Here is a 19,776-nt window from a genome sequence, read left to right on the forward strand (position 1 = left end):
CTTTCACACTAACATTACATAATAATAATTCGTTAGAATTATATAAATATCCTCTATTTATTATTCATATTAAATGAAGGATCCGACAACAAATAACCCGTAAGATGTTCACTTTGATGTCAATGTGTCCATCTTTCGGGTTATTCAAAATACAGAATTATAACAATCGAAGTGCCAATATCCCGACTAATGCTATCACCATACCTGTGACTTCTAGTCTACTAAATTTGACTTTCACAAATACCCGGGTATATAAAAGAATCATAAGTACGTTAATCGCCACAACAGCTGAGACAAGACTAGTAACACCATACTTAAATGCACTAATGATTAATATCATTCCAAAAAAATTGGTCAGACCAATCAACATTCCCCATAAGAACGTTCGCTTTTCAGACCAGCGGCTTGACTTCACTTGAACAACTTCAGTTGTTATAGCATTCTTACTCTTCTTATTCTTGTCAACAAGCCACCATACTGCAAAAAAGAATGAACCAATCGTAAACATATAAGATAACGTTGGAAACAGATCCGCTTCCAATTTAGTAGAATATTTACCTGCCATATCATTCATTCCAAAGAACAGCATAGCCAACAGTCCCCACTGAGCTCCTTGAAGATTACCTATCCGCAGGTCATTTGAATAACGCACTGTCAAAATACCAACAACGATGAGAACAAAAGCAAATAGTTGCCCTAATGTTAATGTTTCTCCCCATAATATATATGCTAGAACTACAACAACGACCGGCGGTAGTCCTGTCAAAATCGCAATGAGTGATGATTTCCCTACAGCGAATCCCTGATACATACATGCGTTAGCAACAAATGAGAACGTCCCCATAAATAAACCCGTTAACGCACTAGCTGTCCAATCCTGACCAAACATAAAACTAGCAGACACACTTGCTACAGCGCCTGTGAAAAACACGCCGAACAGCATCAAATTCCGATCTATTCCTTGCTGTGAAGACCAATGATAGAAAATACCCCTTAGCCCGAAACAAAGGGCTGAAAGGGCCGCGAGTAACAGCCACATGATAAATTATGCTCCTTCAACTTGTTGTTCGATCCACAACTTTAGTTTTTATAATATAAGAATGTTAATTGTTTGCTTATATCGTCCATTCATCATGGATAATCCCTACCAAGACCCTTCTATCAGCTTCGCTCTCAAATACAAGACGTAAGCTCTGCCAGTCCATCCCTTCATACTGCGGGTCAAATCCATCGTAGTAATATTCAAAACAACGATGGCGTTAGGATAGATAGCACGGACATTATTCAATGTATTGCCAGTACCAAGCGTCTGATTGTAACTGATCTGCGGCGCTTTAGCAAAATCACTACTGTACACAAATCGATTATAGTAAGAGTCAAAAGTCCTCGAAATTGGAGTTCCAGTCCCATCTTCCAATCCCCAAATATACTTCTTATTGTCGTCAAATCCTTTGGCGATCCCCTCATGAGTTAACACTCGATCTTCGTCCAATTTGACATAGCCATAGGGAGAGAACCGAATACCCTTGTTCTGATTGCTCATATTCGACAGTGATATCAAATCTTTATTCTTTAATGCTTGAATCACCTTCTCCGCTATATCCGCAATGACCGATTTGGCTTTGGCTGATGAAAAGGTTGACTCAATAGCAGCTGTGCGTGTAGTTGCATCCCATTTAATTCTAGCGCCTAAGCTTTTAACAGCGAAACGAAGAGGTATGAATACTCTTCCTTCTCTAATTTCTGATACTTCCTTCAGTGCAGCTTCTTTGTCATTGACGACAGCTTGCTTACTCCCGACAGTAAGTTGTACTTTATGCTCTCCTTTACTAATATAATACCCTATTTCAATATATTAGGTCAGTCTATCTATGATAGCACGTACAAAAAAAGCCACAGAATATATTCTGGGCTCATTGTCCTCTTATAGAGAGGTTATTCAAGAAACCGATTTGCATGTCCCACTGGTACGATTGGCTTTACAGGAATGACATACTCCTTGAAAATCAAGACGGTGATCGGTAACTGTGAAGCCAAACTCGCGTTGGACGCGTATTTCTAACGGTAACAACCAATCTTCCTTAATTTCTTGCACATCTCCACATTCCGTACAAATAATATGATGATGGAAATGAGCTTGATCTTTACTACGTAAGTCAAAACGTGCAATGCCATCACCAAAATTAACTTTCTCAACTACACGAAGTTCTTTCAACAACTCCAAGGTTCGATATACTGTAGCAATACCCACTTCCGGAATTATACCTTTAACAATCATATAAATTTCTTCCGTCGTTAAATGATTCTCCTCATTCTCTAACAACACTTTTACCGTTGCTTCCCGTTGCGTTGTGAGCTTAAATCCTTTAGCAGTCAATTGCTTTCTGATATCCTCGATGCGCTCTTTAATCATAGACTAACGACACCTCCTCAATCTTTTCTAATATTATATTTGTCATAAATTTTATTTATAATTATTATTATATGATAATAACATGAATCTGGTTGTATATCAAGATCATGGTTGCATCTTGCACTATAAAGCATAATAAGCACTTTTTGGGGGAGGAGAAATGAGAAGACATTGCAACGTTTAAATATTCCTTACTATGTAATATATGTTCACCCAAGTTCTCATGCTACTTACTAGCCTAGAGCTACACCGATGACGATCAAACTTCTGTTCAACGATGAAGGGACGGTTCTCGGGGCACAAGCGGTCGTATTCAACGGGGTCGACAAAACCTTCATAGGACGGATGCTCGGAGCCATGTTACCCCGCGGAAGTCGTAAATTATCGATGTCCAAAATGATATGATGGGCATGGGTATCACACGAGAAGAATTAATCGATCACGTTCAGATCGGTGGAGTTGGTTATTATTGAGGAAAGGCAGACCAATCCGGTATTAATCTGTTTATCTAAGTAGGGACAGCTAAGCTTCCCTTGGCGAAAGAGTTCATGTGGTGGGTAGGAAGGGATAGATATGGGCTACATCCGCTGTTAAAGGCGGAACATAAACTTCATACCTATCCCCTTCTTTTGTTCTATTTCGAGGGGGTATAGCGATACTTTACTACAATATACGTCGTCAATGTGATAACACATAAGCTTATGAATAGGAGCAGCTTTTTCAAGTCTTGTCACATCCTAATCTAACAAAATCTCTTTATTGAGATCTCTCAGAAATTTAAACAATTCTTTTATTTGCTTCTCGGTAACTCTTTCTTCCGATAGGACTGGTAATTCATTCTCCTTAAAGAAATTCACTTCAGAAGTTTCTACTCCGCCAGAGGCATCTCCACCGGTAATCTCACACAAAATATATACTTTATAAACATGTAGCGCAGACGGTGGATGATCATGAAATTTCGTGTCCAAAATTCCTAGTAATCGAATGGTTCTAACATCATACCCCGATTCTTCTTTTATCTCTTTAATAACGACCTCACGTGGTGAGAGTCCTATATCTGCCCATCCCCCGGGTAATGCCCACGCCCCATCAAGCCGCTCTTTTACAAGTAAGATTTCATCATTCTGAAAAACAACTCCTCGCACATCCACTTTAGGTGTTGCATATCCCTTCTCACTCGCAAACAGTGTTCTGATCTTATCAATCTCCACATCTGTATATTCATTCAATATCGTAATACTAAGATCCCTTAATTGTCCGAAACGCTCCAGATCATAAACATCCTTGGAATATGCAAGCCCATTCTGACTAATTGCCTGGATTTGCTTCGCCCATTCAAGCCATTTCAGATTCATATCAATCACCCACCCACCTCTATTTCTTCAATTAATTCCTTTGAGTCATTCTTCACACTTCCTACAGTAGATGACACAGGATAGGCATGCATCTTATCGGCCTCATATGGACGAAGTAACGTCATTAGTGACGATTCATCACGATTATCCCGACTCAACCATTCCGCCTCGTCTTCGCGCCGCACAATAACTGGCATGCGATCATGTATGTCTGCGATGAGGCTATTAGGTGTTGTCGTGATGATCGTACAGGTACTTACTTTCTTACCGTCGGGATCTATCCAAATATCATATAATCCTGCCATTGAGAAAACATCTCCATCACGCATGACGATTCTCATCGGTTGTTTGCTACTGCCTTGCTTCTTCCATTCGTAAAACCCATCTGCCGGGATAATACATCGTCTAGTACTAACAAGACGTTTGAACGAGGCTTTCTCCAACAACGTTTCTGCTCTTGCATTGATCATTTTACTGCCCAACTTCTGATCCTTCGCCCAGGACGGGACAAGACCCCAGCGGAGTTCTCCTAATCTATTCCCTGAACCATTATGTATGACAGCTGGGATGAGTTGCATGGGGGCTGCATTATATTTCGGGGCGTAGTGGATCATGGTCGAATCATTCGTTAAGTATCTGACTAACAACTCTTCCATAGAGACGGTTATTGTATATCGTCCACACATGTCAACACCTCCATAGTGTCTGAACCTCCTGATATGCTTCATGAGTCCCTATATCATAGCTATCCCCATCGGCATCGTATGCCCTGATCTCTTTGCGAGAATGTAACCATTCCGGGAAATAGCTAGGAGCGTCTGGATTATGTCCTTCACTTAAATACTGATCGAATAACGGTAACGTATCTTTTCTATAAATATAAATAGCAAACACACCTATATTCGTTTTCGGATGAACAGGCTTCTCTTCAAAAGATAATACTCTCTGTTCGTTATCTAACTCCACAACACCAACTCTTTGCAGGTCTTCTAATTCATCCAATTTCTGCACTAGAATACTGTCCCTATATTCCTTATAAAAGAATTGAATATAATCTCGAAGATCGAATGTGAAAATATTATCACCCGCTAGCACCATGAGATCATCTTGGATTTGCTCTTTCTCAATCACATAGTGAATATCTCCAATTGCCCCTAATTTATTCTCCACTGTTGTTGTGCCATCGTTAATGATATGAAGCCTTGTATTCGTCGTCCTTGAGTCAGCCCAATCTACGAACGCTTGGTAAAATTTATCGTTACTCACGATATAGATTTGTGATATCTCTTCAAGTTGTTCTAATTCATCTATCATATAGTCCAAGATACTCCGATTGCCAATGGGCAACAACGATTTAGGCTGATTTAATGTGAGTGGATACAATCTCGTTGCATACCCAGCAGCTAGGACTAGTGCGATCATATTAATCTCCTCTCAGATAGCTCTCCTATTGTATCAATAATACTTCTCTCCACATCAGTTCCCAGCGATATACTTTCCGTGGCATACTCGCCTAGTTCAGGATGATGACCAATTCTAACGGAATGCAGCGCAGCTTTAAACATACTAATATCATTGGCATCATTCCCAAAAGCTATAAATTGTTTCTCTTCAACTCCGATGGCTTGCAAAGCACTCCACTTATGAATGTTTCTAGGACTAATATCGAGCACATTCTCGTCTTTATGTTTATGCACAACCACATCAAGCTCCGCTAACTTTTCCGATAATTTCTCCATATTGGTCGCCGATAATATAAGTATTTTAACGATTCTTTCAAGAGATTCGACAGAAACCCTCTTAGCCAGTTTCATGGAATCTACATTATTTAAAATAGGATGATCCATTGCTCCAGTATATGCGTAATCCCAGTCACCATCGATTAAATAGGTAGCCTCATGATCTCGAATAAGCTCCTTGATCTGCCCTACTTGTTCCACCATAAATGAGTTTACGTGGATCACTTTTCCTTCTTTTGAAACAAGTGAACCATTCCCACCTATTAAGATATGATTATGAAACCTTTTATCAACAACTGGAAGCATATCGCGAATGGGCCGAGCTGAAGCGAAGATCACTTCATGACCTTCTTCTATTAATTGTTCTAAACGCTGTACTATCCCTTCTGATATCGGCTGCCCTTTGAAACAAATCGTTCCATCCAAATCAAATACAAATTTCAAATTTTCATCTCCCGTAGTACTCCTTCTTATTTTATAGCCACGACTCTTATTCTCTTATAGTCAGCAACCCAAGATTCACCGTCAAATAATGACTTTCTAGCGATATCGGCTATTCTTTCGAAAACACGTTTCTTGTCTGACTCCGTGAAACCTTTAAAAAACACATCGGCTGCAAGTCCATTTAACCAATGTGCTAGCCCATTCTCTCCATCTTCCAGTTGTGTAGGACGGTCAAAGTGAACCGCGTAGGTTACTCGGAAGCCCTGTTGTTCTAACAAATGGCTATATTCTCCTATACTCGGAAAAGACCAAGGGTTAAGCTCGTTCGCATCCACACCATAATCTTGTGCTAGTACATCAGTAATAGACTTTACTATAATCTCTATATTACCCTTCCCACCAAATTCTGCAACAAAACGGCCACCCTCTTCTAAAGCATTCCAGACACATGATATAACGTTCTCTGCATTCTTGATCCAATGTAAAGCAGCATTCGAGAATACAGCATTTACTTGTTGATCCAATGAAAAATTCTCAGCATTTCCGCTAATAAATTTGATGTCAGGGTACTTTCTTCTCGCTCTGTCCATCATTTCTTCGGATAAATCCATGCCTGTGACTGAAGCCCCTAATTGTGCAATTCCAAAACTTAAATCACCTGTTCCGCACCCCAGATCTAGAATTCTTTCACCTTTCTGAACATTTAATATCTCCAATATTCCTTTTCCGTACTGTGAAACAAACCCTAATTTATCATCATATAATTCCGGTTTCCATTCATGTATTGATCCCATCATGTACATCCTCCTTCATGACAATAATGTTGTTGAAGGTATTATTACATAAAAATGGTTATTGTTGAAATATATAAAACAAATAGCACTTATAGTTTATAGTAATAAACAAAAGGACAATCCCATGTATGAGAGTCGAAACTATCGTTAGGATTATCTCCTAAGAAGAAGTACTCATTTACAGGTACCTGATTTCATTCGTTAAAACGACCGATGTTTGGATTTGTTTATCCGGGACATTCCAGTATTTACGTAATAACTCCTCTTTAGATTCATTAGATACGACCTGGAACCCATATTTCTCATAGAATCCAATTGCCCAGAATGCTGACTCCCAGGTGCCAATGAGTAAAGGCTTCTTTGTTAAAGAAACCAAATAAACTAATAACTTACCACCCAAACCGAGATTACGTTGATTGGTCCTCACATAAGCATGGCGTATAAGGGAAACATCACCTTTTTCTTGCAATCCCATCACGCCAACAACCTTGTTATCCACTACATACCCCCAGAAAAGCACACCATTATTCATTTCTTCATTTAACTCTTCAAGAGACATATAAGGTTCATGGTATCTATCTTCTGGGATGATCCCTTTATATGCTTGAGCGGCATCATTTATGATGTCATATATAGATTTCACATCTTGTTCGTTACATAACCGAATCATGGACACAACACCTCCGTTTATAAAAAGTCTCTATAATCATTAAAATTGAAATATAATACATTATGTATTCCATTATATAGGTTAAGTTGTATATCAAGCTAGTTGATTTCCTACTGATCAAAGATAAGGTAAGCATTTTTCAAAAGAAGGAGAAGAGAAGTCCAGGATGACTCTCGTCACTGGGCTTCTCCCCTATTTTGAGCATGCCATAAGATCAACCTAAATATCGATGATACAAGCTCTTAGCTTCAGCAATATCATTCGTTCCGTGTACCAACACTCTTCCATCTTGAAAAATAGCCAACCTATGATTACCTGTATATAACGAAACCAGGTATGGGTTATACTCTACTCGATATCCTTGTTGAGCGAAAACTGCAACGAGTTTCACTAAATCTCGTCTTATCGGTACGGGTGGTCGAATCTGAACCGTATCTCTTCCACATAAGACGGCTGTTCTCGTATGATTTGACTCAGAAAGATAGGGATAGGTCGGCTTTTCTCCGCAGGAAAGACATGACAGCCTCTTCATGCTATGTACATTTATGGAAGAGTGCTGATTACTCCATAGATCGAAAGAAGTAAGTTTATTACGTAATGAAGATACATCCCCTACCAATAACTTCAAAGCTTCTGCTGACTGATAAGCGATAACCATTTGTACAGCTGGACTAATAATACCCACCGTGTCACAGGTAGCTCCAGCTAACGGTACGGTTTCGAGTAAGCAGTTCAGGCAAGGAGTCTCTCCAGGAATAATGGTATATGTGATCCCATAGCTACCGACACATGCTCCATAAATCCAAGGTACACGAACCTTTTGAGAAACATCGTTCATTAGCAACCGAGTATCAAAGTTATCTGTCGCGTCAATGATCAGATCGACACCCAAGACCATATATTGTATCTCACTTGTCGTAACGTCCATTACATGTGCATTCACTTCCACCATCGAATTAATCTCCATCAACCTTTGCCTCGCTGCAATAGCTTTGGGTATGCGTTGCTCCGCATCCGCTTCACAGTATAGTTGTTGGCGTTGCAGGTTACTCCATTCCACGTAATCTCGATCAACAATCGTTAGCTTGCCTACACCTGCTCTTACAAGTGCCTCTGCATTTCCTGTACCTAATGCCCCTGCACCGATAATCAGGACATGCTTCGTACCCAGCTTATGCTGTCCCGATTCTCCTATCGGTGCAAATAGCTTCTGTCGTGAATATCGTTCATTCAAGTGCTACTCCATCCTTCCATCGGACTACTAGCAGATGCATATCGCTTCTTCGGAATTCGACCCGCTTCAAATCCTAATCTACCCGCTTCAATCGCGAGTTTCATTGCTAGAGCCATCTTCACAGGATGCTGCGCTCCTGAAACAGCCGTATTCAGTAATACCGCATCGGCTCCAAGCTCCATAGCAAATGCCGCATCAGCAGGACTACCAATACCCGCATCTACAATGATCGGCACCGTTGCTTGCTCAATAATGAAGCTAAGATTCAAAGGATTAATAATACCCTGACCCGAACCTATCGGGGATGCACCTGGCATGATGGCATGAACACCTAATTCTTGTAGTCTTTTCGCTAATAACACATCATCTGATGTATAGGGTAGAACGATAAATCCTTCCTCTAGAAGCATTTCCGAAGCTTTTAACGTCTCCAGTGGATCTGGCAACAGCGTCTTCCAATCACCAATCACTTCGACTTTAATCATGTCGCACAGCCCAGATGCTCTCGCTAATTTCGCGATGCGAACGGCTTCCTCAGCTGTTGAAGCACCTGCTGTATTCGGGAGTAGTGTATACCTATTAATATCTAACATTTCCAAAAAATTAGGCTGACTCGCCTCAAATATATTCATACGTCTAACCGCAAACGTCAAAATTTGTGCCTCAGATACATCAACGGCTTCTTTTTGGACCTCAAAGCTTGGGAATTTCCCTGTTCCTAATAGCAATCTTGAACTAAATTCATGTGTTCCTATCTTCAACAAATTAGCCACCTCCTACGAAATGTACAATCTCAATTCGATCTCCATCTGCCAAGCATGTCGTCTCATGATCTGATTTCTCTAAGATCTGCTGATTCCACTCCACAATAACAACCTTAGATTCTAATTCAAAATGCGACAATAATGCTGTAACTGTCGTACATGTATTAGCGACTTCGACCTGTTCACCATTAATTTGTAACTTTAGCATATAGTCACGACCTGTTCCCGCTTAACATTCTGATGCCGATCGACACGAAACGATTCTATAGACAAGTTCTTTTCCTTCTTTCCTTCTGCCCAATCTGCCACAATGGTACCCGTAATTGGCCCAAGTAGAATTCCTTTACGATAATGACCCGTTGCTACATATAACCCTTTCAAAGTCGGATGCTCACCCAAATAAGGTAACCCATCTAATGTCTGCGGACGGAGACCACTCCAAGCCTGTTCCCACTCCGCCTCCACGATACCTGGTAAGATCCGTTTTGCAGCATCTAATAGTTTAGAAATCCCTCCAATTGTAGCCCTGCGATCATAACTATGTTCCACCATCGTAGCTCCAACTACGAGTCGTCCTCCTTTCTTCGGGACGAGATAACAACCATCACTAAACACGGTAGATTTCAATAACGGAGAATGACTAAGCACAGAGAAACACTCTCCTTTGACTGGATACATCTCACAAGTTAATCCAGCTTGCTTAAGCAGAGAATCACTCCAAGTCCCAGCAGATATCACAACTTGATTAGCGTGAAGCTCTCCTTCGCTTGTAACTACCCCAGTAATACGCTCTTGATCACAGAGAAGTGATTTAACCTCAGTAAATTCCTTTATTTCTGCTCCAAGTACTACCGCTGCCTTCGCCAATGCAAGACATAATTCAGGTGCATCAACATGACTATCTTCTTCTGCGAACATTGCTCCCTCTATATCTGCGGATATTTTGGGCTCACGTTGTCCTACCAGCTCTTGAGATAACCACTCCGCTTGTTCTCCCACTTGCTTTTGAAAAGCTAGAATACGCTGAACTTCTTGCATATCATCCTTAGTTGCAGCTAGCCGAAACATCCCTTTGCGTTTCAAGCCGATATCTATTCCAGTCAAGTCCTTTAAATCCTTCGCTAGCTGTGGAAATAACGTCCGACTGGCACGCGCCATCTCGAACATCGGGCCTGCTTCAGTGATCTCTGCCTGTACAGCAAGCATACCCGCTGCCGCACTCGAAGCTTGGCTACCCAAGCGATCTCGCTCTAATAAGATAACTTTCATTCCCCGCGCAGACATATAATAGGCAATTGAACTCCCAATAACACCGCCACCGATAATAATGACATCCAATTGTTTCATTCTAGTCAATAACCTCCTACTTTTTTTTAGCATAACCTTTCATATCCAATGCCTCTCGATAATTGTGTACTGCACTTAACGGATCATCTGCTGCAGTAATCCCTGATAATATTGCAATACCTGCTGCTCCAGTTGCGACAATCTGCTGCACATGATCGGGCTTAATACCTCCGATCGCAATAACTGGAATAGGAACACTTTTCACCACTTCCTTTAACTTCTTCGTTCCTCTAGCTTGCTGTCCGGGCTTAGAAGCTGTTGGGAAGATATGCCCAAACACTAGATAATCAGATCCTTGCTCACTCATCTCCACTGCCTCTTGAACATCGTGAACAGAACGTCCTATTCGCAATTCAGAGAAAGCTTTCCTCACTGCCTGCACTTCTAGGCTACGGTAGCTTAACTGGACTCCCCCAGTTCCAGCGGCATAAGCCACATCAACTCGGTCGTTTATGATCACTTTACTAAGGGGTACTCCACCTGCTCTTAAAGCCAATACCCCTGCCCAAAGTTCAGCTGCATGACTTGATTTCTCCCTTATATGAAATGCCGTTACAAAAGGATGAATAAGTGCCGCAATCCTTGCAAAGTGTTCTAACTCAGACTGACCATTCGAGATCACATGTAATTCTCGTGCTGACATCGCACTCCCTCCCTATTTTCTCGTATGACGAATCTCAGATAAGATGGAACAGCGAAAAGGCCACCCTCTGCAATAGAAGGTGGCCTATAACTATAGTCAAAAGAATGCAGACGTATATACGCATATACGCATACAAAAATATCTTAACCAAAGCTCAAGCTCACTTCCCTACGCTGGTATAATCCAGATCAGGTTCAAAGGGTTTGGAATCACACATTCCGTCTCAGCCAAATAGCACCCCTAGTGATCTAACGTATTCAATTGGATACATACTAACACAATTATTGGAACTTTAGAATCTCTTTTTTTAGATTCTTTGAAATTGAGAACCCCACGAACTCCCCATTAAGATATTTTTATGGTATCTCTCTGCTAGCTTTCCGCCCATTCCTTAAAGATCTGTATCATCTCTTCTAAATTTCTCAATCCACCTGCACCTTCGAAATATCCATCTTTGATCCAACATCTCACCCAATCATGATCATCTCGATCAATAATAATTTCGTCTAACGTTTTTCCCTCTAATTCAGTCTCAAGTAAAGGTACCGTTAATCTCCATCCGGGAGTGTCTATCGATTCAATCTTCAAAATATGGGTCTGCTCCCACTCATCATCACAATGATTCTCATACCAACCTTCTAACCATTTCAGGTTGCTCATCTTCTTCCTCCTCGGTTAAACAAGTAATAATCCATAATACAAGAACAAGCGATCCCAGCCACATATCGGATTAAATCAATGACTAAGAAACCTTTTCCTAATATTAATGCTCCCAATAGTGTTGATCGTATTCCAATAATCCAATCCGCTTGATATAACTGACTGAATTCAATACTAAAGCTAAAGATTAAACTTAAACAAACAGACACAAGTAATCTTTGCTGTAAGAACAATATCCGACAACCGAAGTAAACCATACTTGCCCACAAAGCATCTCCGAAATGTCGTGATACAAATAAGGGTAATACATCTGAAAAGGTCCTCGAACAAATTCCTAAAGTCATTACTATAAAGAATAGAAATATGTATACTACTCTATTCTTCACTAACTTATCCAAATAACTGCTGCATATGCTCATTTAATGGTTCATTGTCCGAGAATAAATCGGGATACTCACGCAGCATTTCTGTAAGAACCTCAGTCATCTTGACCGTGTCACATACACGTACAACCGCATCACCCAATTGTCCGAAATACATCGCACCATGCTTCACCATCACGTCCTCAACCTTCCAGAAATACTCTGACCATGACTGTCCACAATGCCTACGGGATGGCACTTCAATCACGGTTCCATCAGCTAAGACGGTTTGCAACGGTTCAGGATCATCGGTCATTCTGCCTGGAATATCAACCCATTCCTCAATCCCATGCATGAACGTATTTCTGCGCAAGTCCACCCCTACGAGTAGAATGGTCGCCTGGCGATCCAATAATTTGCCCCATGCTGAACCTCTGGCACATGGTGTATCGAACACTTCATCACCCGTAGTGAATGATTCCGCTCCCTCACCCAAGGCCGCCACGGAATGCGTAGGATGCCAAGAGCGTATGACACCCGGTCGCTTACGGAATATTTCAGGAAGAATACCGATACAAGAAGGTGATTCTTCCACATAATATTTAGGATTGTTCGCATTTATATTAGCCCATGTATGAGTAGGTAGAGCTAGCAGTCCGTCTTCCATGAATTCTGACAACACGTTGAGGACCGTATCAGCCCCTCCTTCTACCTCACCTAAACTTTTCATGGAGGAGTGTACAAGTACGACACCTTCTTGGTTAATCTCCATTTGATTCATTTGTTCCAAAAGACTAGCGTGTGTATGCATAATTAAGTAATCTCCTTTATGTCGTTGATGTTATATGATGGACTTACACAACTCTATTATATCCCATCTCTAATTAGGTAGGGAGTCCACTCCATATCATTCGACAAGCTCGGGATCATTCCTTCTGCTTCCCCTTACCCATTGCCTCCATATATATTCGTGTCTCAGATACTACAACACCTGATAGACCTAGTAGTGCAATCAAGTTAGGGAATGCCATCAACGCATTGACAATATCAGCTAACAGCCAAATCGCATCCAATTTGATAAATGCTCCACCAGCTACTAATGCTATGAACAAGATACGATATGGTTTAATCCCCTTTACCCCTATTAAATATTCAACACATCGTTCCCCATAGTAATTCCATCCTAGAATAGTCGTAAATGCGAACAATACCAAACAGATGGTCAGTAAATCTGCTCCAAATGCAGGGAAAGCGCTGGCGAATGCTGCCTGCGTCATAAGCGCACCTTCGCTATTTCCATTCCATACTCCTGTTACCAATAAAGTCAGTCCGGTCAGATTACAAATAATAATTGTATCTATAAAGGTACCTGTCATCGAAATCAATCCCTGCTCAGCTGCCCATTTCGTTTTGGCTGCAGCTGCAGCGATTGGTGCGCTTCCTAAGCCAGACTCATTGGAGAAGATCCCTCTTGCAACACCACTGCGCATCGCAAGCATAATCGTCGCCCCGACGAAACCACCTGTTGCCGCAGTCGTTGAAAATGCAGATGTGAACACTAGAGCGATCGCGTGTGGAAGTTCCTCAGCGAAGGTGATTAGAACCCCTAGAGCAGCAAGAATATACAAAACGGACATGAATGGAACCACCTTCGTGGACACTTGAGCAATACTCTTGATCCCTCCAATGGTCACAATTCCTGTCAGCACCGCTAGAATAACAGCCGTTACTACGATGGGAACTCCAAAGCTCGCTTCTGTTGAGGATACAATCGCATTCACCTGCGGAAACGTTCCTATACCGAATAATGCTACTAATATACCACTTGCAGCGAACATGATTGCTAGCGGTTTAAAGCGAGGTCCGAGACCTTTCTCAATATAATACATCGGTCCACCCGAATAATTTCCATTCTTATCAATCGTGCGATACTTAACAGCCAACAATCCTTCTGCATATTTCGTTGCCATTCCTAGAAAGGCTGCAACCATCATCCAGAATAATGCTCCCGGACCACCCATCTTAATAGCTGTGGCTACACCAACAATATTACCTGTACCTACCGTTGCGGCCAGCGCTGTGCTTAATGCCCCAAAGCTGCTAACATCACCATCACCCTCATTGGGTGCTTTACCAATCAACTTGAGCGCCATCGGTAGACGTAGTACCTGAAGTAAATTCAATCGAATACTCAGCCAAATCCCTGTTCCCATGACTAGAATAAGTAAGGGTGCTCCCCATACCACGTTGCTAATTTTCTCTAATAATTCTAACATCTAAACCACTCCCCCAAATAATAATAAATAACAAAAAGAGCCAAATCAATTGATTTAGACTCTTAGAGAGAGGCACAGGATATAAGGTAACACAAATATTCCATCAATTAGTGAAAATAATCACAAATCATAGGTGATATCTACCATATTTTAATCCTGTCTCTGTCCTTTTGCCTGAGAGTTTAAGCAGATCTTCATCTGCCTTGCACCTTCGGCGCCCGTAAAATATAGGGTCTCTCCAGAGTTCTGTCCGTTCACGGTCCCGCTTCTACTAACCTAAGCACCTGAGAGCTTTGCCCCTTCGGTCGGAACTTGCATTCCATCTCCCGCAAACATCATCCAGCAATATGAATTTTCACTATTATACATAGTTATCAAGCTACTTCACAAGTGGACAATCTGTGAAGTAGCTTAATAATCATTCAACGGCACTCTATTTGCTATTAACTCAACTTTCGCAGAGAAAACTCGGCTTAACTATTTGATGTGCCTGGGTGATTTGTACGGGTTTCCGTATAGAACCTAAACTTGCTGCGCCAATTGAGTGCATTTTGTACGTTTTTTCGTATAAGACCCATCCTACTACTGCCAATTGACAGCACTTTATATAGTTTTTCATACAAACACCACGCTGCGACCATCCAAAAACAATTCCAGCAATAAATCACCAGTTTGTTCAAGGACATCAAGGTTTACCTGCCGAATTTAAGCTGCAAAAGTTGAGTTATTCTTCATTGAAAGTCAAAGAGCCCTCAAGATCATTGACCTTGAGGGCTCTTTAACTTCGTTGATCATTCTAAAATGATCCATCCATTTATACACGTTTATTTCTCCGTCCAGACCATCCATCCAATGCATGGCGAAGTGATTCTAACGGATGGCTCCATAACATGCGTGGTCCTGCATACTTCATAACAGCCTTAATCTGGACACGTCGATCTGCCTTGTAGCAGTGAACAGGGCAACGTCCGCAAGTCGTCTTATCCTCACCGAAACGGCACAGTGCAAGACGAGCATGAGCATAGCGAACTAGATCCTTGCAGTCAGTACACATTTCGTCTGAACCATTCTCCGTGTTCTCATTTCGAATATGTCCATGCCCCTTACAATATTTATGAATCATAATAGCTACGATATCTTTCTCCCTAACAATGCGTGGACCCCTATTTTCTAATGGTTTAGCCCGCCGCTTCGTACTGATTTCTTCCGATATGGTCACGCACCTCACTTTCAAGTAACCATATCATTATAATTCCAACCGGACTGTTCTAATATTAACTATATCTCACCTCTAAGATCCTCATTCTTGTTCTCCGATGGCTTAACCGCAAATAGGGTCAGCAATCCGCCAACTGCCGCGACTATCGCCATTATATCGAAGAGAATCCAGTGATCTATATTATGTAACAAGGATATAATAGGTGGTCCGAGTGATACCCCGATAAATCTCATACTGCTATATAAAGAGGTAATGGTTCCTCGCTGTTCTTTCTCAATCCCCTCCGTAATTAACGCATCCATACAAGGAAGTGCGAGCCCAATTCCTGCACCGCAAAGTGAAAATAAACTAATCACAAAAATAATTTGGCTACTAAAACCTATAATAACTAGGCAAACTGTTAATAAAGCCATTCCTGCAAATCCGGTCCATTTCATCAGCATCTTATTCTGGCCAATCACCTTCCCACTAATGTATGAGCACAGACAAAGCAACGCCAATGGGATCGCTAGCACCAACCCTTTAATAACGCCTTCTAGTTTATATTTCGACTCCAACGTCTCCGACAAATAGAACAGTACTCCAAATAGAATGAACATACATATACAACCCACAGCAAAGATCGCATAAACCCAACGGCCCTTTTCCTTCAATATGTCCTTTGTTCCCATCAAAAATTTCTTCAAAGAAACGCTAGACTCACCCTTATGTGGAGATTGAACTAGAAATATAACGAGCAGCAGAGAAATGAGACAGAGCACGGGTATACTAATAAAGGGTAAATACCATAGAACCATCCCGAGGGCAGCCCCAAGAATTGGACTAATAACCTTTCCGAATGTGTTGGCCGTCTCGATAATCCCAAGACCGTGACTGACGTCTTCTTCTTTCTCGAACATATCTCCAACCAAAGGAATAACGATAGGAAAAGCGCCGGCCGCACCAATCCCCTGTAGAAGCCTACCTGCTAGAATGATCCAGTATGCAGACATATCCTTTAATAACCAGGAGGCTACCGCAGAGACCGCCCCCCCTACAGCTGCTATAATTAAACTTGGAATAATGATTTTCTTTCTACCGAACCGATCTGAAAGATAACCTGCAATGGGAATAAACAGGATTGCAACAATCGCATACACCGTAATCAACATACTTACTTTAAAAGAACTTACGTGAAGTTCACGCGAAATTTGCGGCAAAATAGGAATCAGCATGGAGTTACCCAGCGTCATGATGAGTGGAATGGAAGCGAGTGCTACTAAGTCCCATTTCTTATTATCCATTGAATTAACCACCTTTGAGGTTCTGTAGACATATCTATTGTGGTTTAATTCATCCATTCATATTCACATACCATTTAATACATTTTATTTAGCCTGTCGAGCATACGGCATACTAATATAGATAGAATAGACGGTCCCGTAGGACCGCCTAACCTTATTCTAAGTTTGCATGATTACCGTACATCGCCTTACCGCTCAATGACTGCTTCTCCATCAGTCGCAAAATAACGGCATCACATACAAGTAATAGCATTTGCTCAAAGAGCGAACCCATCGGTTGAATTGTGCTTGATTCATTCTCCAGGTGATCCTTAGGTGCGCCAGGAAGCAGAACCATAATATGTGCTAGCTCACCAATTGTAGACGCTTGTGACAGCGTCAAAGCGGCTACAATTGCCCCCAAGCTTCGTGCCTTTTCAGCCATCGGCACAATCGACTTCGTCTCTCCCGAACCCGACCCAATTATAAGCAGATCTCCCTGAGCAAGACTTCTCGTTACCGTCTCGCCTACAACGTATACATCCAATCCGAGGTGCATCAGCCGCATTGCAAAGGCGCGCATCATCAGTCCAGAGCGGCCAGCACCAGCTACGAACACTCTTCCCGCCTCACTTATTCGCTCAACAAGTAGATCTAGCTGTTCATCCGCGAGCTGACTAGAAGCGTTGTCCAACTCCCTCAATATCGCAGCAACGTATGACTTCGTTTCCATGATTTCGATTACCCTTGCGTGATCAGTTGCTTCATCTCAGAAGCAGCTGCTACCATATCCTCTTGTCCTGTAATACCTCCGCCTACGATAACTAAATCCGGCTGCACCGCAATAACTTCTGGTAAAGTGCTCAGTTTAATACCGCCAGCAACTGCTATTTTTGCATTTTTGACTACCGCTTTGATCGTGCGAAGATCTTCGAAGGAGTTTTGTCCTTCTGCTTGAAGATCATAGCCCGTGTGAACGCAAATGTAATCCACGCCTAAGGCATCAACCTCTGCTGCGCGCACAGCAAGATTTTTCACGGCAATCATATCAACCAATATCTGCTTACTATGTTTTTTGGCTTCTTCAACCGCACCCTTAATACTTGCATCCTCCGCTACACCAAGGATAGTGACGATGTCTGCACCGGCTTCAACTGCTTTCATAACTTCGTATCCACCTGCATCCATAATTTTCAAGTCTGCGAGTATAGTCAGATTAGGAAAAGCTTCCTTTAACGCTTTTACCGCGTGTAGACCTTCGTTAATAACGATCGGTGTACCAATTTCAACAATATCAACAAAAGATTCAACTTGCTTCACAACTTCAATTGCTCCTGGAATATCGACAAGGTCTAACGCTAATTGTAATTTCATATATAATAATCTCCTCTAAAATGTACTAGACTTACTATACCCTAATCTAGACACACCTTATCCAAATGAAAAGTACGCACCTTTATGTAACGTAGTTACCAATTCGATACTATGAAGAGCTATTTCATGCATCTTTTGCGTAATGGGCATCTCTCGCTTCAATTCTCCGAAACGATGTGTACCCTCTGTCAAATGACATAGTATAACCGGTTTCCACTTTCCTCCGATGACTTTCAAGGTCAGTTCAACTGTTTCTTTAAAATGCTGGTCTCCCAATTTCAGTCCCCCTTCAATGTAATATGGTTACTTTCCTATACGAAGGTGAGACAATCATTACGTGACTCGGATTAGTGATTGAAAAGATTTAACTGCATCCTCTTTCAATTTAGCTGCTAATTCATGTAATTCAATTTGTACCTCATGAATATACAGATTCGTAAAGGTCCATAACACATCATATGCTTTTCTACGGGCAACCGCCTTCTCATTCATGTCAAGTTCGATCCCGTATCCTTTTATAAACCTAGGTTCATTGTTATATAATACAAAATCAAACTCACGATCAGCAAACATCGCCCGATCTGCATCGATTATAGCTGCAATACGTAGAACATCGTCATGCCCTCTTTGAACGAGTACATTAGGATCCCATAGATCATTATGGACTAATGAAGGTACAGTTACTTCATCAAATAACGCGCTGTGCGTTACAAAATAGTATTGGAATTCATCGATCATAGTCGTTTCAAGCAAACAATGCTCTCTACACAAGCCAGCAACTTCCGAAGAGAACAGGATCAATACATCACTCCAAGATGTCGACCCTTTCACTGTTCCATCTGGCTGTGGAAATCCAAAATAATCAGCTGTTATATCATGCATTTGGCGAGTTAATCCCCCAAGTTCTTCTTGTAATGTATCATACTCCTCTTCTGTAATCGAAAGATCGTTTAATTGAATACTTTCTATAAATGTAATTAACATATACTGTCGATCGATAATCGATCCAGAACCATCATAACGAATAACATGTGTACAGGGAATTCCCTCTTTAGCCATCAACCCATAAGTATATGGTTCAACTGCCATCATATTTTTTTCAAAAGAACGGATTTGTTCATCTGACACATTCTTAAATAACTTAGACATTTCCATATCATTGCCACAACCCTTATATAAAATAAACCGAGCCATATCAGACGCGCACAGCTGCACGTCTT

The 19,776-nt window shown here is 41.4% G+C and carries 24 protein-coding genes, 3 pseudogenes and 2 riboswitches; of the genes and pseudogenes, 1 reads left to right on the forward strand and 26 read right to left on the reverse strand.

Annotation, left to right across the window (positions count from 1 at the left end; translation table 11 throughout):
* Positions 1–157 precede the first annotated feature (157 nt).
* From AC1TO9_RS06755 to fur, 4 genes and pseudogenes are all read right to left on the reverse strand, one after another.
* On the reverse strand, positions 158–1,039 hold the full coding sequence (locus AC1TO9_RS06755) for an EamA family transporter (protein ID WP_482058690.1): 882 nt from the start codon (positions 1,037–1,039) through the stop codon (positions 158–160).
* Between the two features lie 105 nt (positions 1,040–1,144).
* Positions 1,145–1,543 carry a hypothetical protein gene (locus tag AC1TO9_RS06760; protein ID WP_482054085.1) on the reverse strand — a complete coding sequence of 133 codons (399 nt, stop codon included), beginning with the start codon at positions 1,541–1,543 and terminating at the stop codon, positions 1,145–1,147.
* A gap of 114 nt (positions 1,544–1,657) precedes the next feature.
* Positions 1,658–1,852, reverse strand: a pseudogene (locus AC1TO9_RS06765) (copper amine oxidase N-terminal domain-containing protein); the annotation flags it as partial.
* A gap of 87 nt (positions 1,853–1,939) precedes the next feature.
* A complete protein-coding gene (gene fur, locus AC1TO9_RS06770; RefSeq protein WP_482058834.1) occupies positions 1,940–2,410 on the reverse strand; it encodes a ferric iron uptake transcriptional regulator in 471 nt (156 codons plus the stop codon).
* A gap of 162 nt (positions 2,411–2,572) precedes the next feature.
* Here fur and AC1TO9_RS06775 point away from each other — a divergent pair.
* A pseudogene (locus tag AC1TO9_RS06775) lies at positions 2,573–2,886 on the forward strand (hypothetical protein); the annotation flags it as partial.
* Positions 2,887–3,150: 264 nt separating this feature from the next.
* On the opposite strand, the gene AC1TO9_RS06780 reads toward AC1TO9_RS06775, so the two are convergent.
* The 22 genes and pseudogenes from AC1TO9_RS06780 to AC1TO9_RS06885 all read right to left on the reverse strand — a co-directional run bounded on the left by AC1TO9_RS06780 (position 3,151) and on the right by AC1TO9_RS06885 (position 19,705).
* Entirely contained in the window at positions 3,151–3,768 is a 618-nt protein-coding gene (locus AC1TO9_RS06780; protein WP_482054086.1) for an NUDIX hydrolase, read from the reverse strand.
* A gap of 5 nt (positions 3,769–3,773) precedes the next feature.
* Entirely contained in the window at positions 3,774–4,454 is a 681-nt protein-coding gene (locus AC1TO9_RS06785; protein WP_482058691.1) for an SOS response-associated peptidase, read from the reverse strand.
* 1 nt (position 4,455) lies between these two features.
* Positions 4,456–5,190 carry a nucleotidyltransferase family protein gene (locus AC1TO9_RS06790; protein ID WP_482054088.1) on the reverse strand — a complete coding sequence of 245 codons (735 nt, stop codon included), beginning with the start codon at positions 5,188–5,190 and terminating at the stop codon, positions 4,456–4,458.
* Entirely contained in the window at positions 5,187–5,951 is a 765-nt protein-coding gene (locus AC1TO9_RS06795) for an HAD-IIB family hydrolase (RefSeq protein ID WP_482054089.1), read from the reverse strand. The genes AC1TO9_RS06790 and AC1TO9_RS06795 overlap by 4 nt, the downstream gene beginning before the upstream one ends.
* Before the next feature lie 26 nt (positions 5,952–5,977).
* The gene (locus AC1TO9_RS06800) at positions 5,978–6,748 is read right to left on the reverse strand and encodes a class I SAM-dependent methyltransferase (protein WP_482058692.1); all 771 of its coding nucleotides are present in this window, start codon (positions 6,746–6,748) and stop codon (positions 5,978–5,980) included.
* An 86-nt stretch (positions 6,749–6,834) separates the two neighbouring features.
* Positions 6,835–6,906: pseudogene (locus tag AC1TO9_RS06805) on the reverse strand (hypothetical protein); the annotation flags it as partial.
* A 17-nt stretch (positions 6,907–6,923) separates the two neighbouring features.
* Complete coding sequence (locus AC1TO9_RS06810; protein ID WP_482054091.1) at positions 6,924–7,415, reverse strand: GNAT family N-acetyltransferase; 492 nt, start codon at positions 7,413–7,415, stop codon at positions 6,924–6,926.
* A 214-nt stretch (positions 7,416–7,629) separates the two neighbouring features.
* A complete protein-coding gene (locus AC1TO9_RS06815) occupies positions 7,630–8,649 on the reverse strand; it encodes a thiazole biosynthesis adenylyltransferase ThiF (protein ID WP_482058693.1) in 1,020 nt (339 codons plus the stop codon).
* A complete protein-coding gene (locus tag AC1TO9_RS06820; protein ID WP_482058694.1) occupies positions 8,646–9,413 on the reverse strand; it encodes a thiazole synthase in 768 nt (255 codons plus the stop codon). The genes AC1TO9_RS06815 and AC1TO9_RS06820 overlap by 4 nt, the downstream gene beginning before the upstream one ends.
* A 1-nt stretch (position 9,414) precedes the next feature.
* Complete coding sequence (thiS, locus tag AC1TO9_RS06825) at positions 9,415–9,621, reverse strand: sulfur carrier protein ThiS (protein ID WP_482058695.1); 207 nt, start codon at positions 9,619–9,621, stop codon at positions 9,415–9,417.
* Entirely contained in the window at positions 9,615–10,760 is a 1,146-nt protein-coding gene (thiO, locus tag AC1TO9_RS06830) for a glycine oxidase ThiO (protein WP_482058696.1), read from the reverse strand. Before thiO ends, thiS begins: the two co-directional genes overlap by 7 nt.
* 16 nt (positions 10,761–10,776) lie before the next feature.
* Positions 10,777–11,403: a thiamine phosphate synthase gene (locus tag AC1TO9_RS06835; protein WP_482058697.1), complete on the reverse strand. Its 627-nt coding sequence runs from the start codon at positions 11,401–11,403 to the stop codon at positions 10,777–10,779.
* 148 nt (positions 11,404–11,551) lie between these two features.
* A riboswitch (TPP riboswitch) is annotated at positions 11,552–11,655 on the reverse strand.
* A gap of 120 nt (positions 11,656–11,775) precedes the next feature.
* The gene (locus AC1TO9_RS06840; protein ID WP_482058698.1) at positions 11,776–12,063 is read right to left on the reverse strand and encodes an immunity 53 family protein; all 288 of its coding nucleotides are present in this window, start codon (positions 12,061–12,063) and stop codon (positions 11,776–11,778) included.
* On the reverse strand, positions 12,060–12,449 hold the full coding sequence (locus AC1TO9_RS06845; protein ID WP_482058699.1) for a ribosomal maturation YjgA family protein: 390 nt from the start codon (positions 12,447–12,449) through the stop codon (positions 12,060–12,062). Before AC1TO9_RS06845 ends, AC1TO9_RS06840 begins: the two co-directional genes overlap by 4 nt.
* Positions 12,450–12,453: 4 nt before the next feature.
* On the reverse strand, positions 12,454–13,236 hold the full coding sequence (locus tag AC1TO9_RS06850) for an AAC(3) family N-acetyltransferase (RefSeq protein WP_482054099.1): 783 nt from the start codon (positions 13,234–13,236) through the stop codon (positions 12,454–12,456).
* Between the two features lie 115 nt (positions 13,237–13,351).
* Positions 13,352–14,701: an alanine/glycine:cation symporter family protein gene (locus AC1TO9_RS06855; protein ID WP_482054100.1), complete on the reverse strand. Its 1,350-nt coding sequence runs from the start codon at positions 14,699–14,701 to the stop codon at positions 13,352–13,354.
* Between the two features lie 152 nt (positions 14,702–14,853).
* Positions 14,854–14,953: riboswitch (glycine riboswitch) on the reverse strand.
* A gap of 562 nt (positions 14,954–15,515) precedes the next feature.
* The gene (locus tag AC1TO9_RS06860; protein WP_482054101.1) at positions 15,516–15,920 is read right to left on the reverse strand and encodes a nitrous oxide-stimulated promoter family protein; all 405 of its coding nucleotides are present in this window, start codon (positions 15,918–15,920) and stop codon (positions 15,516–15,518) included.
* 59 nt (positions 15,921–15,979) lie between these two features.
* Positions 15,980–17,203 (reverse strand): bacillibactin exporter BcbE, encoded by a 1,224-nt coding sequence (bcbE, locus tag AC1TO9_RS06865; RefSeq protein ID WP_482054102.1) that lies wholly within the window; start codon positions 17,201–17,203, stop codon positions 15,980–15,982.
* 154 nt (positions 17,204–17,357) lie between these two features.
* Positions 17,358–17,915: a 6-phospho-3-hexuloisomerase gene (gene hxlB / locus AC1TO9_RS06870; protein ID WP_482054103.1), complete on the reverse strand. Its 558-nt coding sequence runs from the start codon at positions 17,913–17,915 to the stop codon at positions 17,358–17,360.
* Positions 17,916–17,923: 8 nt separating this feature from the next.
* Positions 17,924–18,556, reverse strand: coding sequence for a 3-hexulose-6-phosphate synthase (gene hxlA, locus AC1TO9_RS06875; RefSeq protein ID WP_482054104.1), 633 nt, complete (start codon positions 18,554–18,556; stop codon positions 17,924–17,926).
* Between the two features lie 57 nt (positions 18,557–18,613).
* The gene (locus tag AC1TO9_RS06880) at positions 18,614–18,832 is read right to left on the reverse strand and encodes a winged helix-turn-helix transcriptional regulator (RefSeq protein WP_482058700.1); all 219 of its coding nucleotides are present in this window, start codon (positions 18,830–18,832) and stop codon (positions 18,614–18,616) included.
* A gap of 57 nt (positions 18,833–18,889) precedes the next feature.
* Positions 18,890–19,705 (reverse strand): phosphotransferase family protein, encoded by an 816-nt coding sequence (locus tag AC1TO9_RS06885; RefSeq protein ID WP_482058701.1) that lies wholly within the window; start codon positions 19,703–19,705, stop codon positions 18,890–18,892.
* Positions 19,706–19,776: the final 71 nt, after the last annotated feature.

Source organism: Paenibacillus sp. Y916 (assembly GCF_056786435.1).

Bases quoted from the DNA above. Each gene is read 5' to 3' on its own strand.
- AC1TO9_RS06755 (WP_482058690.1), bottom strand. From the start codon at position 1,039: ATGTGGCTGTTACTCGCGGCCCTTTCAGCCCTTTGTTTCGGGCTAAGG.
- AC1TO9_RS06785 (WP_482058691.1), bottom strand. From the start codon at position 4,454: ATGTGTGGACGATATACAATAACCGTCTCTATGGAAGAGTTGTTAGTC.
- AC1TO9_RS06780 (WP_482054086.1), bottom strand. From the start codon at position 3,768: ATGAATCTGAAATGGCTTGAATGGGCGAAGCAAATCCAGGCAATTAGT.
- AC1TO9_RS06810 (WP_482054091.1), bottom strand. From the start codon at position 7,415: ATGATTCGGTTATGTAACGAACAAGATGTGAAATCTATATATGACATC.
- hxlB (WP_482054103.1), bottom strand. From the start codon at position 17,915: ATGGAAACGAAGTCATACGTTGCTGCGATATTGAGGGAGTTGGACAAC.
- AC1TO9_RS06885 (WP_482058701.1), bottom strand. From the start codon at position 19,705: ATGTCTAAGTTATTTAAGAATGTGTCAGATGAACAAATCCGTTCTTTT.
- AC1TO9_RS06760 (WP_482054085.1), bottom strand. From the start codon at position 1,543: ATGAGCAATCAGAACAAGGGTATTCGGTTCTCTCCCTATGGCTATGTC.
- AC1TO9_RS06790 (WP_482054088.1), bottom strand. From the start codon at position 5,190: ATGATCGCACTAGTCCTAGCTGCTGGGTATGCAACGAGATTGTATCCA.
- AC1TO9_RS06855 (WP_482054100.1), bottom strand. From the start codon at position 14,701: ATGTTAGAATTATTAGAGAAAATTAGCAACGTGGTATGGGGAGCACCC.
- AC1TO9_RS06840 (WP_482058698.1), bottom strand. From the start codon at position 12,063: ATGAGCAACCTGAAATGGTTAGAAGGTTGGTATGAGAATCATTGTGAT.
- AC1TO9_RS06835 (WP_482058697.1), bottom strand. From the start codon at position 11,403: ATGTCAGCACGAGAATTACATGTGATCTCGAATGGTCAGTCTGAGTTA.
- AC1TO9_RS06800 (WP_482058692.1), bottom strand. From the start codon at position 6,748: ATGATGGGATCAATACATGAATGGAAACCGGAATTATATGATGATAAA.
- thiS (WP_482058695.1), bottom strand. From the start codon at position 9,621: ATGCTAAAGTTACAAATTAATGGTGAACAGGTCGAAGTCGCTAATACA.
- AC1TO9_RS06850 (WP_482054099.1), bottom strand. From the start codon at position 13,236: ATGCATACACACGCTAGTCTTTTGGAACAAATGAATCAAATGGAGATT.
- thiO (WP_482058696.1), bottom strand. From the start codon at position 10,760: ATGAAACAATTGGATGTCATTATTATCGGTGGCGGTGTTATTGGGAGT.
- hxlA (WP_482054104.1), bottom strand. From the start codon at position 18,556: ATGAAATTACAATTAGCGTTAGACCTTGTCGATATTCCAGGAGCAATT.
- bcbE (WP_482054102.1), bottom strand. From the start codon at position 17,203: ATGGATAATAAGAAATGGGACTTAGTAGCACTCGCTTCCATTCCACTC.